The organism is Falsiroseomonas tokyonensis (genome assembly GCF_019024325.1).
Taxonomy (GTDB): domain Bacteria; phylum Pseudomonadota; class Alphaproteobacteria; order Acetobacterales; family Acetobacteraceae; genus Falsiroseomonas; species Falsiroseomonas tokyonensis.
On sequence record NZ_JAFNJS010000001.1, the window covers coordinates 409,032 to 424,939 of the forward strand.

The 15,908-nt window shown below is 69.1% G+C and carries 21 protein-coding genes and 1 pseudogene; 9 read left to right on the forward strand and 13 right to left on the reverse strand.

The genetic code is table 11. The features are described from left to right. Positions 1–41: 41 nt before the first annotated feature. The gene (locus J3S20_RS01900) at positions 42–602 is read right to left on the reverse strand and encodes a hypothetical protein (RefSeq protein WP_216834085.1); all 561 of its coding nucleotides are present in this window, start codon (positions 600–602) and stop codon (positions 42–44) included. Next, positions 572–742 (reverse strand): ATPase, T2SS/T4P/T4SS family, encoded by a 171-nt coding sequence (locus tag J3S20_RS30020; protein WP_343215173.1) that lies wholly within the window; start codon positions 740–742, stop codon positions 572–574. The genes J3S20_RS01900 and J3S20_RS30020 overlap by 31 nt, the downstream gene beginning before the upstream one ends. A gap of 21 nt (positions 743–763) precedes the next feature. Here J3S20_RS30020 and J3S20_RS01910 point away from each other — a divergent pair, with 21 nt between their 5' ends. From J3S20_RS01910 to J3S20_RS01940, 7 genes are all read left to right on the forward strand, one after another. After that, a complete protein-coding gene (locus tag J3S20_RS01910; RefSeq protein WP_216835385.1) occupies positions 764–1,561 on the forward strand; it encodes an IS5 family transposase in 798 nt (265 codons plus the stop codon). A 403-nt stretch (positions 1,562–1,964) separates the two neighbouring features. Next, positions 1,965–2,303, forward strand: coding sequence for a Rap1a/Tai family immunity protein (locus tag J3S20_RS01915; protein WP_216834087.1), 339 nt, complete (start codon positions 1,965–1,967; stop codon positions 2,301–2,303). A 65-nt stretch (positions 2,304–2,368) separates the two neighbouring features. Beyond that, positions 2,369–3,301 carry a PRC-barrel domain-containing protein gene (locus J3S20_RS01920; RefSeq protein ID WP_246602328.1) on the forward strand — a complete coding sequence of 311 codons (933 nt, stop codon included), beginning with the start codon at positions 2,369–2,371 and terminating at the stop codon, positions 3,299–3,301. A gap of 83 nt (positions 3,302–3,384) precedes the next feature. Further along, positions 3,385–3,711, forward strand: coding sequence for a hypothetical protein (locus J3S20_RS01925; protein WP_216834091.1), 327 nt, complete (start codon positions 3,385–3,387; stop codon positions 3,709–3,711). Between the two features lie 50 nt (positions 3,712–3,761). Beyond that, a complete protein-coding gene (locus J3S20_RS01930; protein WP_216834094.1) occupies positions 3,762–4,571 on the forward strand; it encodes a PRC-barrel domain containing protein in 810 nt (269 codons plus the stop codon). 27 nt (positions 4,572–4,598) lie between these two features. Next, on the forward strand, positions 4,599–5,168 hold the full coding sequence (locus J3S20_RS01935) for a hypothetical protein (RefSeq protein WP_216834097.1): 570 nt from the start codon (positions 4,599–4,601) through the stop codon (positions 5,166–5,168). Positions 5,169–5,243: 75 nt separating this feature from the next. Then, entirely contained in the window at positions 5,244–5,654 is a 411-nt protein-coding gene (locus J3S20_RS01940; RefSeq protein WP_216834099.1) for a hypothetical protein, read from the forward strand. 195 nt (positions 5,655–5,849) lie between these two features. On the opposite strand, the gene J3S20_RS01945 is transcribed toward J3S20_RS01940, so the two are convergent. Further along, positions 5,850–6,176 carry a hypothetical protein gene (locus tag J3S20_RS01945; RefSeq protein ID WP_216834101.1) on the reverse strand — a complete coding sequence of 109 codons (327 nt, stop codon included), beginning with the start codon at positions 6,174–6,176 and terminating at the stop codon, positions 5,850–5,852. A 397-nt stretch (positions 6,177–6,573) separates the two neighbouring features. On the opposite strand from J3S20_RS01945, the gene J3S20_RS01950 reads away from it, so the two are divergent. Both J3S20_RS01950 and J3S20_RS01955 read left to right on the forward strand, forming a co-directional pair. Continuing rightward, positions 6,574–6,816: a hypothetical protein gene (locus J3S20_RS01950; protein WP_216834102.1), complete on the forward strand. Its 243-nt coding sequence runs from the start codon at positions 6,574–6,576 to the stop codon at positions 6,814–6,816. After that, positions 6,797–7,228: an EF-hand domain-containing protein gene (locus J3S20_RS01955; RefSeq protein ID WP_216834105.1), complete on the forward strand. Its 432-nt coding sequence runs from the start codon at positions 6,797–6,799 to the stop codon at positions 7,226–7,228. Before J3S20_RS01950 ends, J3S20_RS01955 begins: the two co-directional genes overlap by 20 nt. A gap of 258 nt (positions 7,229–7,486) precedes the next feature. Here the strand turns inward: J3S20_RS01955 and J3S20_RS01960 are convergent. The 10 genes and pseudogenes from J3S20_RS01960 to J3S20_RS02005 form a co-directional block, all read right to left on the reverse strand. Then, a pseudogene (locus J3S20_RS01960) lies at positions 7,487–7,795 on the reverse strand (hypothetical protein); the annotation flags it as partial. Between the two features lie 24 nt (positions 7,796–7,819). Beyond that, positions 7,820–8,140, reverse strand: coding sequence for a hypothetical protein (locus J3S20_RS01965; protein WP_216834107.1), 321 nt, complete (start codon positions 8,138–8,140; stop codon positions 7,820–7,822). A gap of 97 nt (positions 8,141–8,237) precedes the next feature. Next, the gene (locus J3S20_RS01970) at positions 8,238–8,480 is read right to left on the reverse strand and encodes a hypothetical protein (RefSeq protein ID WP_216834109.1); all 243 of its coding nucleotides are present in this window, start codon (positions 8,478–8,480) and stop codon (positions 8,238–8,240) included. Next, on the reverse strand, positions 8,477–8,839 hold the full coding sequence (locus J3S20_RS01975) for a hypothetical protein (protein ID WP_216834111.1): 363 nt from the start codon (positions 8,837–8,839) through the stop codon (positions 8,477–8,479). Before J3S20_RS01975 ends, J3S20_RS01970 begins: the two co-directional genes overlap by 4 nt. After that, the gene (locus tag J3S20_RS01980) at positions 8,839–11,406 is read right to left on the reverse strand and encodes a cbb3-type cytochrome c oxidase subunit I (RefSeq protein WP_216834113.1); all 2,568 of its coding nucleotides are present in this window, start codon (positions 11,404–11,406) and stop codon (positions 8,839–8,841) included. The genes J3S20_RS01975 and J3S20_RS01980 overlap by 1 nt, the downstream gene beginning before the upstream one ends. After that, a complete protein-coding gene (locus tag J3S20_RS01985; protein ID WP_216834115.1) occupies positions 11,403–12,344 on the reverse strand; it encodes a cytochrome c oxidase subunit II in 942 nt (313 codons plus the stop codon). Before J3S20_RS01985 ends, J3S20_RS01980 begins: the two co-directional genes overlap by 4 nt. Next, a complete protein-coding gene (locus J3S20_RS01990; RefSeq protein WP_216834117.1) occupies positions 12,341–12,709 on the reverse strand; it encodes a c-type cytochrome in 369 nt (122 codons plus the stop codon). Before J3S20_RS01990 ends, J3S20_RS01985 begins: the two co-directional genes overlap by 4 nt. Continuing rightward, positions 12,706–13,431, reverse strand: coding sequence for a c-type cytochrome (locus J3S20_RS01995; protein WP_216834119.1), 726 nt, complete (start codon positions 13,429–13,431; stop codon positions 12,706–12,708). Before J3S20_RS01995 ends, J3S20_RS01990 begins: the two co-directional genes overlap by 4 nt. Next, positions 13,428–14,135: a c-type cytochrome gene (locus J3S20_RS02000; RefSeq protein ID WP_216834121.1), complete on the reverse strand. Its 708-nt coding sequence runs from the start codon at positions 14,133–14,135 to the stop codon at positions 13,428–13,430. The genes J3S20_RS01995 and J3S20_RS02000 overlap by 4 nt, the downstream gene beginning before the upstream one ends. Continuing rightward, positions 14,132–15,898, reverse strand: coding sequence for a GMC family oxidoreductase (locus J3S20_RS02005; RefSeq protein WP_216834123.1), 1,767 nt, complete (start codon positions 15,896–15,898; stop codon positions 14,132–14,134). The genes J3S20_RS02000 and J3S20_RS02005 overlap by 4 nt, the downstream gene beginning before the upstream one ends. Between the last annotated feature and the right edge of the window lie 10 nt (positions 15,899–15,908).

Consider the following 15,908-nt stretch of genomic DNA (forward strand, 5'->3'; position numbering starts at 1 on the left):
CTTTGCTGGGTCAAACAGCACGCGATCGTCGCTGTAGTCAGTCAGATCTGCCCGGGCAGGTCGGAGCGGAGGCCGGTGAGCAGCGCGGCGGGGATGACGCTGCCGGCCTGGATGACGAAGGGGCTTGCCGGTGCCTGGAGGCGGTCCGCTGAGGTCGTGCGCCGATCCGCCTGGCCTCCGAGGGAGGCGGTGCGGCGATCGGTCGCATCCTGGCGTATGGGAAATGCGCCGGGTTCCATAGCTTGCGGCCCGGCCGGCTCGGCGCCGCGCGGCGCACTGCGCGCCTCGACCTGCACGAAGAGCCGGCTGGTGCGCGCAGACTCGATCTCCTGCAGCCGCCGCCGCTCGGCAGGATCGGCGGTCGTGGGCGTGGCCGGCGGCACGACCGGCAGACCACGCTCCTGCGCCCGCAGGATCGGGCGGCCCAGATCGCCCGGCAGCGGCGGCCCAAGCTGCGGGATGCCAGCATAATCACGCGGCAGGATGGCCAAGCCATCGGCCTGCGGGTTGCGGTCCGTGTTGTAGAGCTCGCGCGGCCCCTCGCCGCCGCTCCGGCCCTGGAGCGCGACGATCAGCGCCCCCCTGATCCCGAGTCCGGCCACGACCCCAGGATCGGCGCACCGCATTGGAGCTCGCGCGTGTCCTCGATCAGCACGACACGGCCGCCATCCCGCGCCACCTCGGCGAGCAGGGCGTTGGTCAGCGTGGCCTTGCCGGTGGAGGTGCCACCGGCGACGAGGATGTTGCGTCGCTCCGAGGCCGGATGACCGAGCCTGGCCGAAAGACGAAGCGCTACCCGTCCGACCTGACGGACGAGGAATGGAAGCGGATCGAACCGCTGCTGCCGAAGCCCTCACGGCGGGGACGCAAACCAGTGGTCGATCTGCGCGAGGTGCTGAACGCAATCCGCTACATGGCGCGCAGCGCGGGCGGGTGGCGGATGTTGCCCGTGCACTTTGGCCCCTGGCAGACCGTCTACTGGTGGTTCCGGCGCTTCGTCCAGCGCCTGCTGTTTCGCACCATTCACGACATGGCGCTTATGCTGGACCGAGAGGCGGCAGGCCGGGAGGCCAGCCCCACAGGCGGTGTGCTCGACAGCCAGACGATGAAGGCGCTGTTCGCCGAGGCGCGTGGCAATGATGGCGGAAAGCGTATCGTAGGCCGCAAGCGCCATGTCGCCGTGGGCACGGACGGGCGGCTGCTGATGGTGAACCTCAGCTCCGCCGACGTGTCGGACAGCGCAGGCGCGCAGACCATCCTCGGCGCCATCCGCAAGCGCTGGCCGTGGCTGAAGAACCTGTTCGCTGACGCGGGCTACGACCGCACGCAGCTCATGGACCAGGCTGCCTTCCTCGACTTTGTGGTCGAGATCGTCCGCCGCTCTGACAAGGCGGCGGGCTTCAAGGTCATCCCGCGTCGATGGGTTATCGAGCGCACGTTCGGCTGGATGATCCGCTGGCGCCGCCTGGTGCGCGACTACGAGAAGCGCCTCGACGTATCCGAGGCCATGATCCACGTCGCCATGGGCGCCGTGCTGCTCCGACGCGTCGCCCATCGGTGATTCTCAAACGGACTCTAACGCTTCACCAGCGGAATGTAGTCGCCGTGGGTGTCGTGAATAGTGCGGGTTGGGCACGTCCTGAAATTGCGGGCGACCGCGGCCATGAAAGCGGGCGCTTCCGCACCGGCGCAGCGCAAGGGCCCTCATTCGCAGGCCGCCCCGCTCTGCCGCGAGCGCCACTGCATCGAAAGTATGTTCGGGAGGGTCAGGCACTGATCCACAGCGTCAAGCCATGTTTCAGCAATGAGCCGTGACGCTAGGTGTTGGCACGGATGTCCATCTTTGCAGGGCCGCCCCAGATAATCGCCGTCGGATGCACCCAAAGCGCATGAGCGGTGTGACCGGCAGGCCTGAAAGCGTCAGGTGAAGGGGAGCGGCAACGTTGCATGGTAAAAACCTGATCATGGCCGGCGCGCTTCTGGCCACTGTAGTGGCCTGTGGGCAGACGGCCGTACCGGCCAGGAGCTTCGGGGCTGGCACGACAGGCCAGCTTCTGGAGGCCTGCACGGCGCCCTCCGGCGATCCCTCGCATGGCGAGGCGATGCAGTTCTGCCGTGGCTTCGTGCTCGGGGTTCTGGCGCGACAGCGCGATGACGGGAGCCGTTGCACGCTGTCGCCGGACTGGCGGCAGACCCTGGCCGGATACGCCGCCTGGGCCCACGCCAACCCGATCCACCTGGACGACGATCCGGCGCGCAGCGTGGTGGAGTTCCTCGACCTGCACGGCCGCTGTTCAGGCTGAATCGGCTTGCTTGATCTGCACGGCCCGCGTGGGCCGCGCCTTCGAACCACATTGGGAGAGTGACGATGAAGACCATGGGAACCGAACTGGCCGTCGCACACAGGGCGGACCGGCAGCCAGCCGCGATCCGGCTGGCGGCGCTGGCCCTCATTGCCATTCCCGCGCTGATCGCAGCGCCGGTCGCGGCCCAGCAGAACCAGGGCCAGCGAGGCGCTCAAGGCCAGCAGGGCGCGCAGGGCCAGCAGGGCGCGCAGGGCCAGCAGGGCGCGCAGGGCCAGCAGGGCGCGCAGGGCCAGCAAAACGCACAGGGCCAGGGCCAGCAGGCGGGCCAGGGCAGCACCTCCGAAGGTCGCTCCACCAACGCGCTCGTCTTCTTCCTGCGTGACACCGACCGGAGCCTGCCCCGTGTGACGTCCGAGGAACTGTACCGCGGCGTCCGCGCCTCCCGGATCATGGACCAGGAGGTGTTTGGCGGGAACGGCAACGACCTCGGCGACGTGCAGGACATCATCGCTGGCCCGGATGGCCGCATCCGCGCCATCGTCGTCGAAGGCGGCGGCTTCCTCGAGATCGGCGACGCTGCCTTCCGTGTGCCGTGGAACGAGGTCGGCCTGACGCCGGGCACCAGCGGCATCCGGGTCGAGATGACGGAGCAGCGGGCGCAGGCCTATGACCTTTTCGATGGTCCGGAGACGCTGGTCACGGGTCCGCGCGAGTACCGGCTGTCCGAGGTCATCGGCGACTATGCGCGGCTCAGCAACGGCGCCGGCTATGGCCGCGTCTCCGATGTCGTGATCGGCCCTGACGGCCGCATCTCCGGCGTTCTCGTGACGCGCGGCATCGGCTGGGGCGGCGGTGCCTACGGCTTCCCCTATTACGGCTACGACTACGGCTTCGAGCCGGGCAACGACTATTACGGCCTTCCCTACGCCACGACGGACGCGGCGGCCACCGCGCCGCGCATCGACTACGGGCTGTTCGACGACGGGATCCTCTAGGCACCCGACGCGGGGCTGCGCCACGCGCGCAGCTCCGCACTCAACCCGGGACAAGCCCAAACCCTGGACAAGGAAGAAGAGCCATGAAGATCAGCAAGCCGCTTCTCGCCCTTGGGTTCATGCTGGGTGGCGGCCTGGCCGCGGCACCGGCCATGGCGCAACCCGAGGAACGCGAGGGTTTCGAAATGTTCGGTCGCGGCGAGCGCGGCTGGTTCGAGGGACGGCCGGAGGTCTTCGGCGAAGGCCGTCGCGGCTGGTTCGAGGAGCGCGAGCGCGAGGATCGCGCGCGGTTCGAGCGCGGCTACCAGCAGGGTCGCATGGACGAACGCCGCGACCGCATGCGCCGCGAAGCCTATCGGGACGGTGAGCGCGACGATGGCTGGTTCGGTGGCGACGGGCTGTTCGACTGACCACCCTTCGCGTGATCCACACGCGGCGACACGACGCATGGGAGGCAATCATGGCGGCACCGGAAAAGAGCCTTTGGCGCTCCTCCACCCTCATCGGCGCGAGCGTGAAGGCCACGGATGATTCGATCGGCAGCGTCCACGACATCCTGTTCGACGATCAGGATTGGGCGGTGCGCTGGCTTGTCGTGGATACCGGGTCCTGGCTGCCGGGCCGCAAGGTGCTGCTACCGACATCCGTCCTCGGCAGGCCGGATACGGCGACGGGCGCAGTCTCGGTCACGGCGGTGCGGGAGCAGGTGAAGGACAGCCCGGGCAGGAGCGAGGACGAACCCGTCTCGCGCCAGATGGAGACCGAAGTCTACGGCTATTACGGCTGGTCTCCGTACTGGCATGCGGGTACGGCGGCCTTCTCGGGGACTTTGCTGCCGGTGCCTGGAGAGGCCGCGGCCGCCCCCACCCCTGGCCAGGGCACGATGAATGCCGGCGAGACGCCTCCTGGCGCCGGCGCGGCGCAGAGGCAGGCGGGCGACCCGCATCTGCGCAGCATGAAGGAGGTGACCGGCTACTACATTCGCGCGAACGACGACGACATCGGCCATGTCGAGGAGTTCCTGCTCGATGAGGCTGGCTGGGCCATCCGCTACATCGTGGTCGACACGCGGAACTGGTGGCCGGGCAAGCAGGTGCTGCTCGCGCCGAAGTGGATCCGGGAGGTCGATTGGGGCGAACGGAAGCTGCGTGTCGACATCACCCGGGAGCAGGTCGAGGCCGGCCCCGACTACACGCCCACCGCCGCCACTGACCGCGCCTATGAGCAGCGGCTCTACGCGCATTACGGTCAGATCCCGTACTGGATCTGAATCCCCGGCACAGGACAGGGAAACGCCATGAACCGCATCCTCCCCTTGCTATTCGCTGCAAGCCTGCTGGCACCCTGCGGCACCGCCTTCGGCCAGGCTGGGGTCAAGGTGGCAGCCGAAGGCTTCGCCGACCCTGCGACGACGTCGGCCCGGCAGCTGGACCGGGCGGAACGGCATCTGCTCGCCGCGCTGCACGAACTGCGCAGGCAACCGGATGGACCTCGGCGCGATGCGGCGCTCGACCGGGCGAGGCAGGCGCTGGTGCGCACGCAGGCGGCGCGCGGCACGATTATAGGCACCGCGGATCCAACCAGCCTTCAGGATCATGAGTCACAGCGCATGGCGCGTGCCGTGCTTCAGGCGGTGTCGCAGGCCCGGGACGCAGCCACCGGCGGCGACCGCGAAGGCATCGCCTATGCCATCGACCGCGCCGAGCATGCCCTATCCATGGCCGCCCTGAACCCGCTGGAGCGGGAGGTGGTGGATGAATGGCTGAACGTGGCCAAGGCCGCGCTGGACCGCGGCGACCGGCCCGCGGTCCGGCGCGCGCTGGAGCAGGCGGAGTGGGCCTTCCGCGGCGTCGACCCGGCGGGCTGAGCGACAATTTCCATGGCAGGCGCACCGCGCGTCCTGCGGCATCATGGCCCAGCCACGCACAGCCAGCGGCCGCGCATGGCGGGGACGGAGCGGATCAACCCCGATTTCCTCGGGCGCTTCGCCGCCAACCAGGTCGACGGCGAAACCCACAGCCCGGCGTGGCTGGTGGAAGCCCGGCGGCGCATCCTGGGCCTGCGCGCCTTCTTGTCGGTGACGGCGCAGGAGGATGCGTCGTGCGATCCTTCCTTGCTGGAGCGGCGTCGCGAAGCGCTGATCCCGGCCCTGCGCGTGGAGGGGCTGGAAGGCGCGCTACGCAGCGCGCCCACGGCGCCGGCGATGGTGCCGTGGAGGGGACGGGCGCCGGGCCGACCACCGAAGCCGGGCGGTATGTCGCGCCGGGTGTCCATCTCGGGCTTCGCCAGGGCGTTCAGAGCGGGGCTGCGGTGTAGACGTTGCGGCCATCGAAGCTCGCCGGTGCTTCCTTGACAACCATCCAGGCCCTCTGCGCCTCGTCCACCAGCGCCTGCTGCTGCGGCAGCACGGCGCCGGGCTGCGGGTCCCGCGTGCCCTATTCCGGCAGCGCCACCATGGTGGCGTGCAGGCGGGATCGGCCGGAAGCCGCCGCCGCGCAGACGCATTGTTCGACAGTCATAACTGAGTCTTTATGCGGAATGCACGGCCTCACCGCACCGGCGTGTCGATGGCGGGGCGGCCGCCAGAGCCTGGGCTGCGCAGGCCGGGTGCGGGCAGAACGGGATCCGGTGGGAGCAATTCCCGCGCTATCGCATTCAGGTCGCGCAACTGCTCGCGGCGCTCCTGTGGGCTCGCGGCGACGCCCTCTTCGCGTGCCAGGCGCCGCGTACGTTCGACGGTGGGCTGCTGACGCTGCCACGACTCCGTGGCCTCCGCATTTCCGGGCTGCGCAAAGCTTGGGGCGGTCAGCAGGCTGCCGACGCCCAGCGCTAGGACCAGGCGACGCAGCACCGCTTGCGCTGACGATGTCGGCATTGAACCCTCTCCTCTCATGATGTGTCACGGGCGATAACGCAGCCGGTCGACAGAAGAGGCGTTCAGGCGCGCATCATAGGTGATGGCACGGATGTCGCTGATCGCCACGTGGTCCCAACTCTGATCAGCCGGACCGTATCGCGTTATTGCCGCTGCGGAGTCCCGCAAGCGAAGGAAATGATCCTCGCTGCCGCCATGTTGCGTGCGACGGGCTTGTGCGCAGCCACATCCAAGGTGGTGGTGCCGTTGCGGATGTGCCGCGGGTCATGGTGCCGCAACGGCCGTGCTTGAGCAGCAGGCTGCGTTGGGTGCCATCGAGGGTCTCAATTTAGCCCTATCCGTCGATCGATAGGACTACGGCCTAGGCTGGTGGATCGACGTAGAGGCCGACGAATTCATGGACCTTCCAGCAAGACGGATCGTGGAGAGCCTGCGGCTGATGTTCCTCGCTTTGCCAGTTCCCTCCTGGGTCGAGGACGCGACAATTATTGTGTCGATGCCGCTGAAGATCGACAAGGTTCAGTGTTTCCACTTAGAAAACCTGCTCGAGAATTTCGTGTTCAGTCGTCGCCGCGCATGTCTGCGCCGGCAGCAACAACCAAAGCAACCGGAGGCTCAACATGAAAAATCGCCTGATTAAGACCTGCGCCGCCACGCTCCTCGCTGTCTGCGTGGCATCCACGCCGTCTTTAGCTCAGAGCAACTACTCTGCCTGGAACACGACCAACGATGCTGGGATTGACCGGAACGAGTTCACCAGCGGCTTCGGCAAGATCGGCACCTTCAAGAAATGGGATGCAAACAACAACGGCATCCTGACCGAAAGCGAGTGGCGCACCGGTCTTGGCGATCACATGAGTGGTTGGAACAGCCGGTTCGGCGCGACCGCGTGGAACACCTGGAACACCGATGGGGTCGCCGGCCTCAATGAGGCGGAGCTGAATACCGGCATGTTCGGCATCTACGACGACAATCGCAGCGGATATATCGAAGAGCCTGAATTCGGCGACGTCGGTGACGATGTCGGCGACGGCGGTCTTTTTGACGTCTAGTAACAGACCGGCCCTTGCCCACGAGCCGACGGGGGATGCCCCGTCGGTTGAGCCGGAACTCGAGGGCTAGGCGCGGCAACACGATGGACGCATGGAACTGGCGGGTATCGCATTGTTTTCCCCTAACGGCCTGGGACGGACATCGCCGAACCGCCAGAGTGCAGGAACGTCGAGTCAGACTCCGGTCTGGTCGCGCAGCAAGAGCAGCAACAGCAACAGCACGCCAAAGGCGTAGCAGGCTAGCGCCGCCGCCGAATCCTAGCCCACGCGCAGCACGGTCCGATCCCGACGCTCGATCACACCGACCAAGAAGATGGTCGTGATGACCAGGTCGAGCAGGGCGCCGACGACAGTGAAGGCCCCGACGCGCCCGAGCACCGGCGCATCGGACGCCGTCAGGTCAATGACGAAGACCATGGCGGCGTTGAAGAGGTTGGTGCCGAAGATGTCGCCGATGGCCACTTCATAGCACCGCAGCCGCATCGCCGCCGTCACCGTGCTGACCTCCGGCAGCGAGGTGGCGATGGTGAGCAGTGTCGCGCCGAAGAGGGCGCTGCCGAGTCCGGTCTGCTCCGCTACCGCCGGTCTCGCTCAACGTCCGGCCGGCCAGCAGCATGTAGGCGGCGGCCGCGCCGATGCGAAGCGCCAGGCGCCGGGTGGAACCGCCATCCTTGTCCTCCGCATCCTCGCCCGGCGCCGCTCGCGGTCCGGAAAGCGGCGCGCGGTCCAGCGCGGCGGCTGCGCCTCGTAGCGCGCCAGCAGCACCACGCTGCCGGGAAAGGCCGGGACGACGAGGACGCTCCACAGCCCGACCGGGCCAAGCGCGAAGTCTCCCGTGATGATCGCCACGGCGATCAACGCCAGGATCAGGATGCCGAAGGCGCCCTGCAACAGCACCACTGGCTGCGCCACGAAGGAGGTGAGCGCGTCCCGATCGATCAGCCCGTCGGCGATGGCCAGCAGCGTCGCCTGCAGCGCGAACCGGAGCCGAGCAGCGTGTTGACCGCCATCAGCGCCTCCTGCCCAGCGCGGCGCTGACGGAGCCCGAAACGGGGAGTTCGGACAGCGAGGTGATGACGCCCAGCAGCACGAGGCCGGCGACGCCCTGGCCCATGCCGGTGCGTGCCGACAGCGCATCGACCTGGGCGGCGAGGCGCGACCCGGCCATCCAGACGATGGCGGCGACCGCCAGGAAGACCAGAGCATTGTCCCGGAGCGGCCAGTCGGTGAAATCCGGCCGGCGAAGCCTCACCCGCAGGGCGGCAGGATGAGGACCGGTACGGCCTCCCACACCATCGCCAGCGCCGCCATCAGGGTGACCGCCAGGCTCATCCAGAGGGTGAATTGCGACTGCTCCTCGCCCTCCTGGCTCGCCAGGCCGGAATGCAGCCGGCGCCACGCGCGCCCGCCGATCAGCGCCACCGCCACCAGGCCAAGCGCGGTGAGGCCGAGCACGATGGCCGGCACGAGGGGCTGGCCCCACAGCGTCGCACCGGCCAGCCCGCGCCAGCACACTGTCGCCTGCGCGCCATAGACCAGCAGGAAATGCGCGGCCCAGACGATCAGGCCCGCGATCGCATTCAGCATGGGTGAGAAGCCGACGACCTGCATCAGCCCGTCCCCAGCGCGCGGGGCAGCAGATGCGTCAGGCACAGCCCGGCCGCGGCCTGCGCCAGGGCGTAGAGCCAGAAGATGCGGACGTTGTCGAAGGTGATGCGACGCACCGGGTCGATCAGCCCGGCGAAGGCGCGCGCCGCCAGGTACAGCGCCATCGTCGCCACCATGAGGCCGTGCAGCCCCTGCCAGAACTGGTTGGCGAAGGTGGCGGCGCCGAAAGCGTGCAGCGTGGGGCGAATGCCGGCCTGCCAGACCGCGTGCAGGTCCAGGCCGAGCGCCAGCAGGAACAGCGGCAGCGCCAGCAGCACCACGCCGCCCATCGCCCGCGCCCGGCCCTGCCGCAGCAGCCGCCCGGCCAGCCACAGCAGGCCGGCGCAGCCAGCCAGCAGCGCCAGCGAGCCGAGCGGGAAGGCCACCTCCGGCACGCCCATGCCGGGCGGCGGCCATTGCGCGTCGCCGTTCGAGAGCCACAGGAAGGCGTGGGTGAAGCCGAGGCAGGCGAACACCGTGCCATCGACCAGCAGCAGCACGACCATGGCCCACCAGGACACGCTGTCGGGCCCGCTGACATAGACCGGCAGGCACAGGCCGCCACCGATATCCGCGCGGTCGACGACGGGCCCGAGATCGGTGCCCGTCCACAGCCAGTAGAGGATGGCGGAGACGGCGACGGTGCCGAAGATGCCGGCCAGCCACAGCAACTTCACCGTCAGCGACAGGAAGAAGCCGGCGGTGCAGAGCGCCGCGATGAAATGCGCCCAGGCCGGGCCGGGGATGATGGCGACGTATTGCGGACGCGCCTCCACCGGGCTGGTCACCAGTGTCTCCCGCAGTCCGGTTACCGTGCCGGGCAGGAAGTGACGGCCCTGGCGCACCTGCTCCGCCAGGTCCGGCTGGTCCCACAGCGGCTCGCGGCTGGTGATGCGCGGGATGCTGCGCGCGGCGTAGTTGCCCTGCGGCAGCCATTCCAGCGTAGCGGCGTTGAACGGGTTGTCAGCCGGACCGCCCGGCGACATGCGGAAGTTGCGGGCGAGGTCGACCAGCAGCAGCAGCACGCCGAGCGCGGAGACGGCGGCGCTGGCCGTGGAGAGCATGTTCCACACTTCCAGCCCCATCCCCTCGGGGTAGGTCCAGACCCGGCGCGGCATGCCGATCAGGCCGCTGATATGCATCGGGAAGAAGGTCAGGTTCACGCCGAGGAACAGCAGCCAGAACACCCACTTGCCGAGCCGCACGGACAGCCGCCAGCCGGCCGCGGAGGGCGCCCAGTAGTACAGGCCCGCGAGCAGCGGGAAGACCATGCCGCCGATCAGCACGTAGTGCAGGTGCGCCACGATGAAGTAGGTGTCGTGCGCCTGCCAGTCGAACGGCACGATGGCCACCATCACGCCGGTCAGCCCACCGAGGACGAAGATGAAGAGAAAGCCGAAGACGAACAGCATCGGCACGTGCAGCTTTGGCTTGCCGCTGGCGATGGTGGCGATCCAGGCGAAGACCTGGATGCCGGTGGGGACGGAGACGGCGAAGGAGGCGCCGCTGAAGAAGGCCAGGCTGAGCGAGGGAATCCCCGTCGCGTACATGTGGTGCACCCACAAACCGAAGCTGAGGAAGCCCGTCGCCACCAGCGCCATCGCGACCAGACCGTAGCCGACCATCCGCGTCTGCACCATCGCCGGCACGATCATGGACACCGCGCCCGCCGCCGGCAGGAAGATGATGTAGACCTCCGGGTGGCCGAAGAACCAGAACAGGTGCTGCCGCAGCAGCGGGTCGCCGCCGCGGTCCGGCAGGAAGAAGGGCCAGTCGAAGGCGCGCTCCAGTTCCAGCAGCACGGTGGCCCAGATCACCGCGGGGAAGGCGAAGATGATCATCACGGCGAAGACCAGCATGGCCCAGGCGAACAGCGGCATGCGCGCCAGCGTCATGCCCGGTGCGCGGTTGCGCAGGATGCCGACGACGATCTCGACGGCGCCGGCGATGGCCGAGATCTCGATGAAGCCGATGCCGAGCAGCCAGAAATCCGCGTTGATGCCGGGGGAGTATTCGTGGCTGGTCAGCGGCGGATACATGAACCACCCGCCATTCGGCGCCAGGCCGAAGAACAGCGAGGTGAAGAAGCCGAGCCCGCCGACGGCATAGGCCCAGTACGCATAGGCGGACAGGCGCGGGAAGGGCAGGTCGCGCGCCGCCAGCATCGCCGGCAACAGATAGACGCCCAGCGCCTCCACCGCCGGCACGGCAAACAGGAACATCATCATCGTGCCGTGCGTGGTGAAGACCTGGTTGTAGGTCTCCTGGTCCAGCAGGTCGTTGCCCGGCACGGCAAGCTGCGCGCGCATCAGCAGGCTGAGGATCACCGCCAGCACGCAGAACAACCCTGCTGTGCCGAGGTAGAGCACGCCGATCCAGTTGTTGTTCACCTCGGTCCAGGGAAACGCCCAGCCGCGCGGCGAACGCCAGATGCGCTCCAGCCGCGGCAGTTCGTCGGGTGGGCGCGGCAGCGGGTTTGGCAGCGGCGCGTCGTGGCGCAGCGCGTCGCCGGCGGTATCGGGCGGCGTCACTTCAGGCTCTCCAGCCAGGCGGCCACGGCGCGCAGTTCCTGGCCATCCAGTGCCGCGGCAAAGGACGGCATGCGGTTGCCGGGCTTCAGGTCCTGGCTGCCGGCAATCCAGCCCGCCAGCGTGCCCCGGTGGTTCTCCAGCACGCCGGCACCGAGCGAAAGCCGGCTGCCGACATGCGTGAGGTCAGGACCGATCCGCGCATTCCACTCGGTGCCGCGCACGGCGTGGCAGCCGCCGCAGCCGGCAGCGCCGAAGACCTGGCGGCCGAGCGCCAGGATCGGCCGGTCCGGCTCCGCCGCCGGCAGCCGCTGCTGGTCGAGCCAGGCGGCGAAATCCTCGGGTGTCTGCGCCATCACGTAGAAGGCCATCATCGCATGCTGGGCGCCGCAGAATTCGGTGCATTGCCCGCGCAGCACGCCGGGTTCGTCGGCGCGGATGCGGCGGTGATTCACCAGGCCGGGGATCATGTCGATCTTGCCGTGCAGCGCCGGGATCCAAAGGCTGTGGATCACGTCGGCGGAGGTCACCTCCAGCATCACGTCGCGGCCGGTGGGGATGCGGATCTCGTTGGCGGTAACGATGCCGCCATCCGGCAGCGTGCCGGGGTAGCGCATCTCCCACCAGAACTGGTGGCCCACCACCTCGATGCGCAGCGGCGGTTCGCCGCCAGCCAGCGGCAGCCCGATGGCGCGCGCCAGGCCGAGCGTGTGCAGCAATAGCGCGGTCAGCACCACCACCGGGAAGGCGATGCCGCCGACCACAATGGCGCGGCGGGAGCCCAGCAGCCGGCGCTCCCACCGCCCGCCCACCACGGCGACCAGCACGAGAACCATCACCAGCACGAAGATGGCGCCGCCGCCGCCGAACAGCAACCAGGATAGCGCGGCGATGCGTTCGCCATCCGGCCCCGCCGGGTGCATCGCGGATTGCAGGTTCATCGCGGATCCACCAGGAAGGCGGCGATGTGCCGCGCCTCGTCCTGTGCCAGCCCCAGGTCCGGCATGGCGGTGCGCGGCGCGATGCCGGGCGGGTCGCGCAGCCAGCGCACCAGGTTGTCCGGCGTGTTCGGCAGGATGCCGGCGATGTAGCCGCGGCCCGCGAAGCCCACCAGCGAGGGGCCGACATGGCCGCGCGGCCAGCGCGTGCCCGGCACCACATGGCAGGACGCGCAGCCATGCGAGGCGACCAAGCGGCGGCCCATGGCCGCGTCGCCGCCGGTGATGCGGTTGGCCGGCGGCACCTCCTCGCCACAGCCCGCCAGCGGCAGCAGCAGCGCCAGCGCCATCTGCACGCGGCCCGTCACCGTGGCGCCGGTGCCAAGGCCGCGTAGTAGGCGGCGACCGCCTCGATCTCCTCATCCGTCATGCCGGCGGCGACCTGCGCCATGACGCCAAGCGGGCCGTTGCGGCGCTCGCCCCGCTTCCAGAGATGCAGTTGCAGCGCCGTATAGGGCGCATATTGCCCGACCAGCGTCGGGATGGCGGGGCCGGCGCCCTCACCCTGCATGCCGTGGCACTGCGCGCAGGCGATGACGCCTCGATCCGGCGCACCGGTGGCGGCGATGCTGCCGCCGAGCTGGCGGACGCGCAGGTCGAACTCGCCCGACGGCCCCTCGACGATCTCCGCCTGCGCCGCGTACCAGGCGGCGACGTCCTGCATCTGGCGGTCGGTCAGCACGCGGGCGATCGGGGTCATGACGGCATGCGCCCGCTCGCCGCTCGCATAGTCCCGAAGCTGCTTGTAGAGGTACCAGGCATGCTGACCGTCCAGCCGCGGGAAGGCACCGCTGCCATCGGCCGCCCCCTGCAGGCCGTGGCAGTTGACGCAGGCGCCGCCGACCAGCCCCTCGATGCCGCGCACCACCTCCAGCCCTGCCTGCGGATTGCCCCTGGGTTCCGTCAGCCCGGCATTTGGCGCTGGCCATAGCGGCGGCAGCCCGTAGCGCTGCGCGGTCTGTTGGGCCGATGCGGGTGCCGCCGCCAGCGCGACACCCAGCGCGACGACGGCGATGAGACGCGCGATCACGGCAGCACCCCCGTGCCGGCCTGGCGCGGTACGGTGCGCACGGAGGCAAAATACAGCGAGACGGCGCGGATGTCGTCCTCGGTCAGGCGCGCGGCGATGTTGGCCATGAAGTTGTAGGGCTCGTCACCGGGCCGCTCGCCCTGCTTCCAGGCGCGGAGCTGCGCCGCAAGGTAGTCCGCCGGCTGTCCGGCCAGACGCGGGTAGTTCGGCCAGAGGCCGATCCCACCAGGGCCGTGGCAATTCTGGCAGGCCTGCACGCCGCGCTCGGCGGAGCCAATGGCGGACAGGTTTCCGCCATGCTGCAGCAGCGCCGGATCGCCCTGCGGCCGCGCGCCCGCCGAGGCCTGCGGCGGTTGCGCCGCGTAGTACACGGAGACGTCGCGCCGCTGGTCCGGCGTCATCGCCGCGGCAATCGGCTGCATGATCGGGTTGGGTCGGGCGCCGGAGGCGTAGCGCTCAAGTTGCTCATGCAGGTATTCCGCGCTCTGCCCCGCCAGCGCGGGAAAGCCGGCAGCGGCCTGGCCGGCACCGTCGAAGCCGTGGCAGGCAAAACAGGCGCCTTGCTGGCCCTGGCCGCCGGCGCCCGCGGCGACCGCGCGCCCGGACGCCACCTGGCGCGGCGACGGGGGGTTGCCCAGCAGCTCCACCGCCGCGGCGGCGGTGCCCGCCAGCAGCAGAAGGGCGAGCGGAAGGGCGGGCCTCATGCCGGCACCAGCGGGCGAGGGTTCCCGATATAGTCGTCCCGGATCGCCCGCGCCGCCCACAGCGCCAGCGCGCCCACCGTGTCGGTGGGGTTGTAGCCGGGGTTGTGCGGATAGGTGCAGGCGCCCATCACGAACAGGTTGTGCGCGTCCCAATGCTGCAGGTAGCGGTTCACCACGCTGTCGCGCGGCGTCTGCCCCATAATGGCGCCGCCGGTGTTGTGCGTGGTCTGGTAGGGCACCACGCTGTACAGCCCGGTCCGCCGGGCCGCCTCCACCTTGCCACCGATGCGGTTGGCGATGTCCACCGCGCGGTCCGTCACGTAGTCCGACATCAGCCGGTCATTCGCGGGGAAGTCGAAGGTCATGCGCAGCAGCGGATTGCCGAGGCTGTCTCGGTAAGTCGGATCGAGATCCAGGTAGTTGCCGCGATGCGGCATCGAGGATCCATGCACCGTCAGTGACAGCGTGCTGTTGTAGTGCCGCCGCACCGCCTGCTTCCATCCGGCGCCCCAACGTGGCGTGTCCTGCGGCACCGGATGCCGTTCGATCGGGCGGCCGCCGGTCTGGTAGGCTGCGATATAGGCGCCGCCGACGAAGCCGAGCCCGCTGTGGTCGAAGGCCTCGCCGTTCCAGTCATTCACCGCCGTGCCCAGCGCCCCGGCGCCCATATAGGGGTTGAGGTTGACGTCCGGGTCCATGAACACGGAAACCCCGCTCATGGTCTGGTAGGTGTAGTTCTTGCCGAGCGTGCCCTCGCCGCTGCGCGGATCATAAGGCGTGCCGATGCCGGACAGCAGCAGCAGCCGGACGTTGTGGTAGGAGAAGGCGCACAGCGCGACGATCGCCGCCGGCTGTTCCACCTCCTGCCCACGGCCATTGATGTAGGTGACGCCGGTGGCGCGCTTGCCCTGCCGGTCGTAGTTCACCCGCGTCACGGTGGAGCCGGTGCGGAGCTCGAAGCGCTCATGCCCCAGCACCTTCGGCAGCACGCAGACCTGCGGGCTGGCCTTGGCGAAATGCTCGCAGCCGAAGCGCTCGCAGAAGCCGCAGGCGTTGCAGGGCTGCATGGCGCAGCCATAGGGGTTGGTATAGGGGCGCGAGAGGTTCGCCGTCGGCACCGGGAAGGGATGCGCGCCGGCCTGTTCCGCGGCGCGCGCGAACAGCGCCGCGGCATAGGGCTGCGGCATCGGCGGGTTGGGAAAGGGATTGCTGCGCGGCGGCTCGAACGGATCGCCACCCGGCTGGATCTCGCCGCGCAGGTTGCCGACGATGCCGCCGATGCCGCAGATGCGCTCGAACCTGTCGTAGAACGGCTCCAGCTCGGCATAGGTCAGGCCCCAGTCCTGGATGGTCAGCCCGTCCTGGATGATGTCCTCGCCGTAGCGCTGCCGCAGATGGCTGCGCAGCACGAAGTCGCTTTCCTGGAACCGCCAGGTCTGGCCGTTCCAGTGCACGCCGGCGCCGCCGAGATTGACGCCGGGCAGGAAGCTGCCGAGCTGGCGTATCGGCAGCGCCGTCTGGCTGGTGAAGTTGCGGAAGGTCAGTGTTTCCGTCGAAGGGTCCAGCATCAGCCCGTGACGCACGGCGTAGCGCAATTCGTCATGCATGGTGGGCGACTGGAAATCGGGCACGGTCTGGCGTGCCCGCCCTCGCTCCAGACCGACCACCTTGAGCCCGGCATCGGTCAACTCCTTGGCCAGCAAGGCACCCGTCCAACCCATACCGACGAGGACGACATCCACTTCCGGAAGGCGTTGCGCCATGATGCCGTCT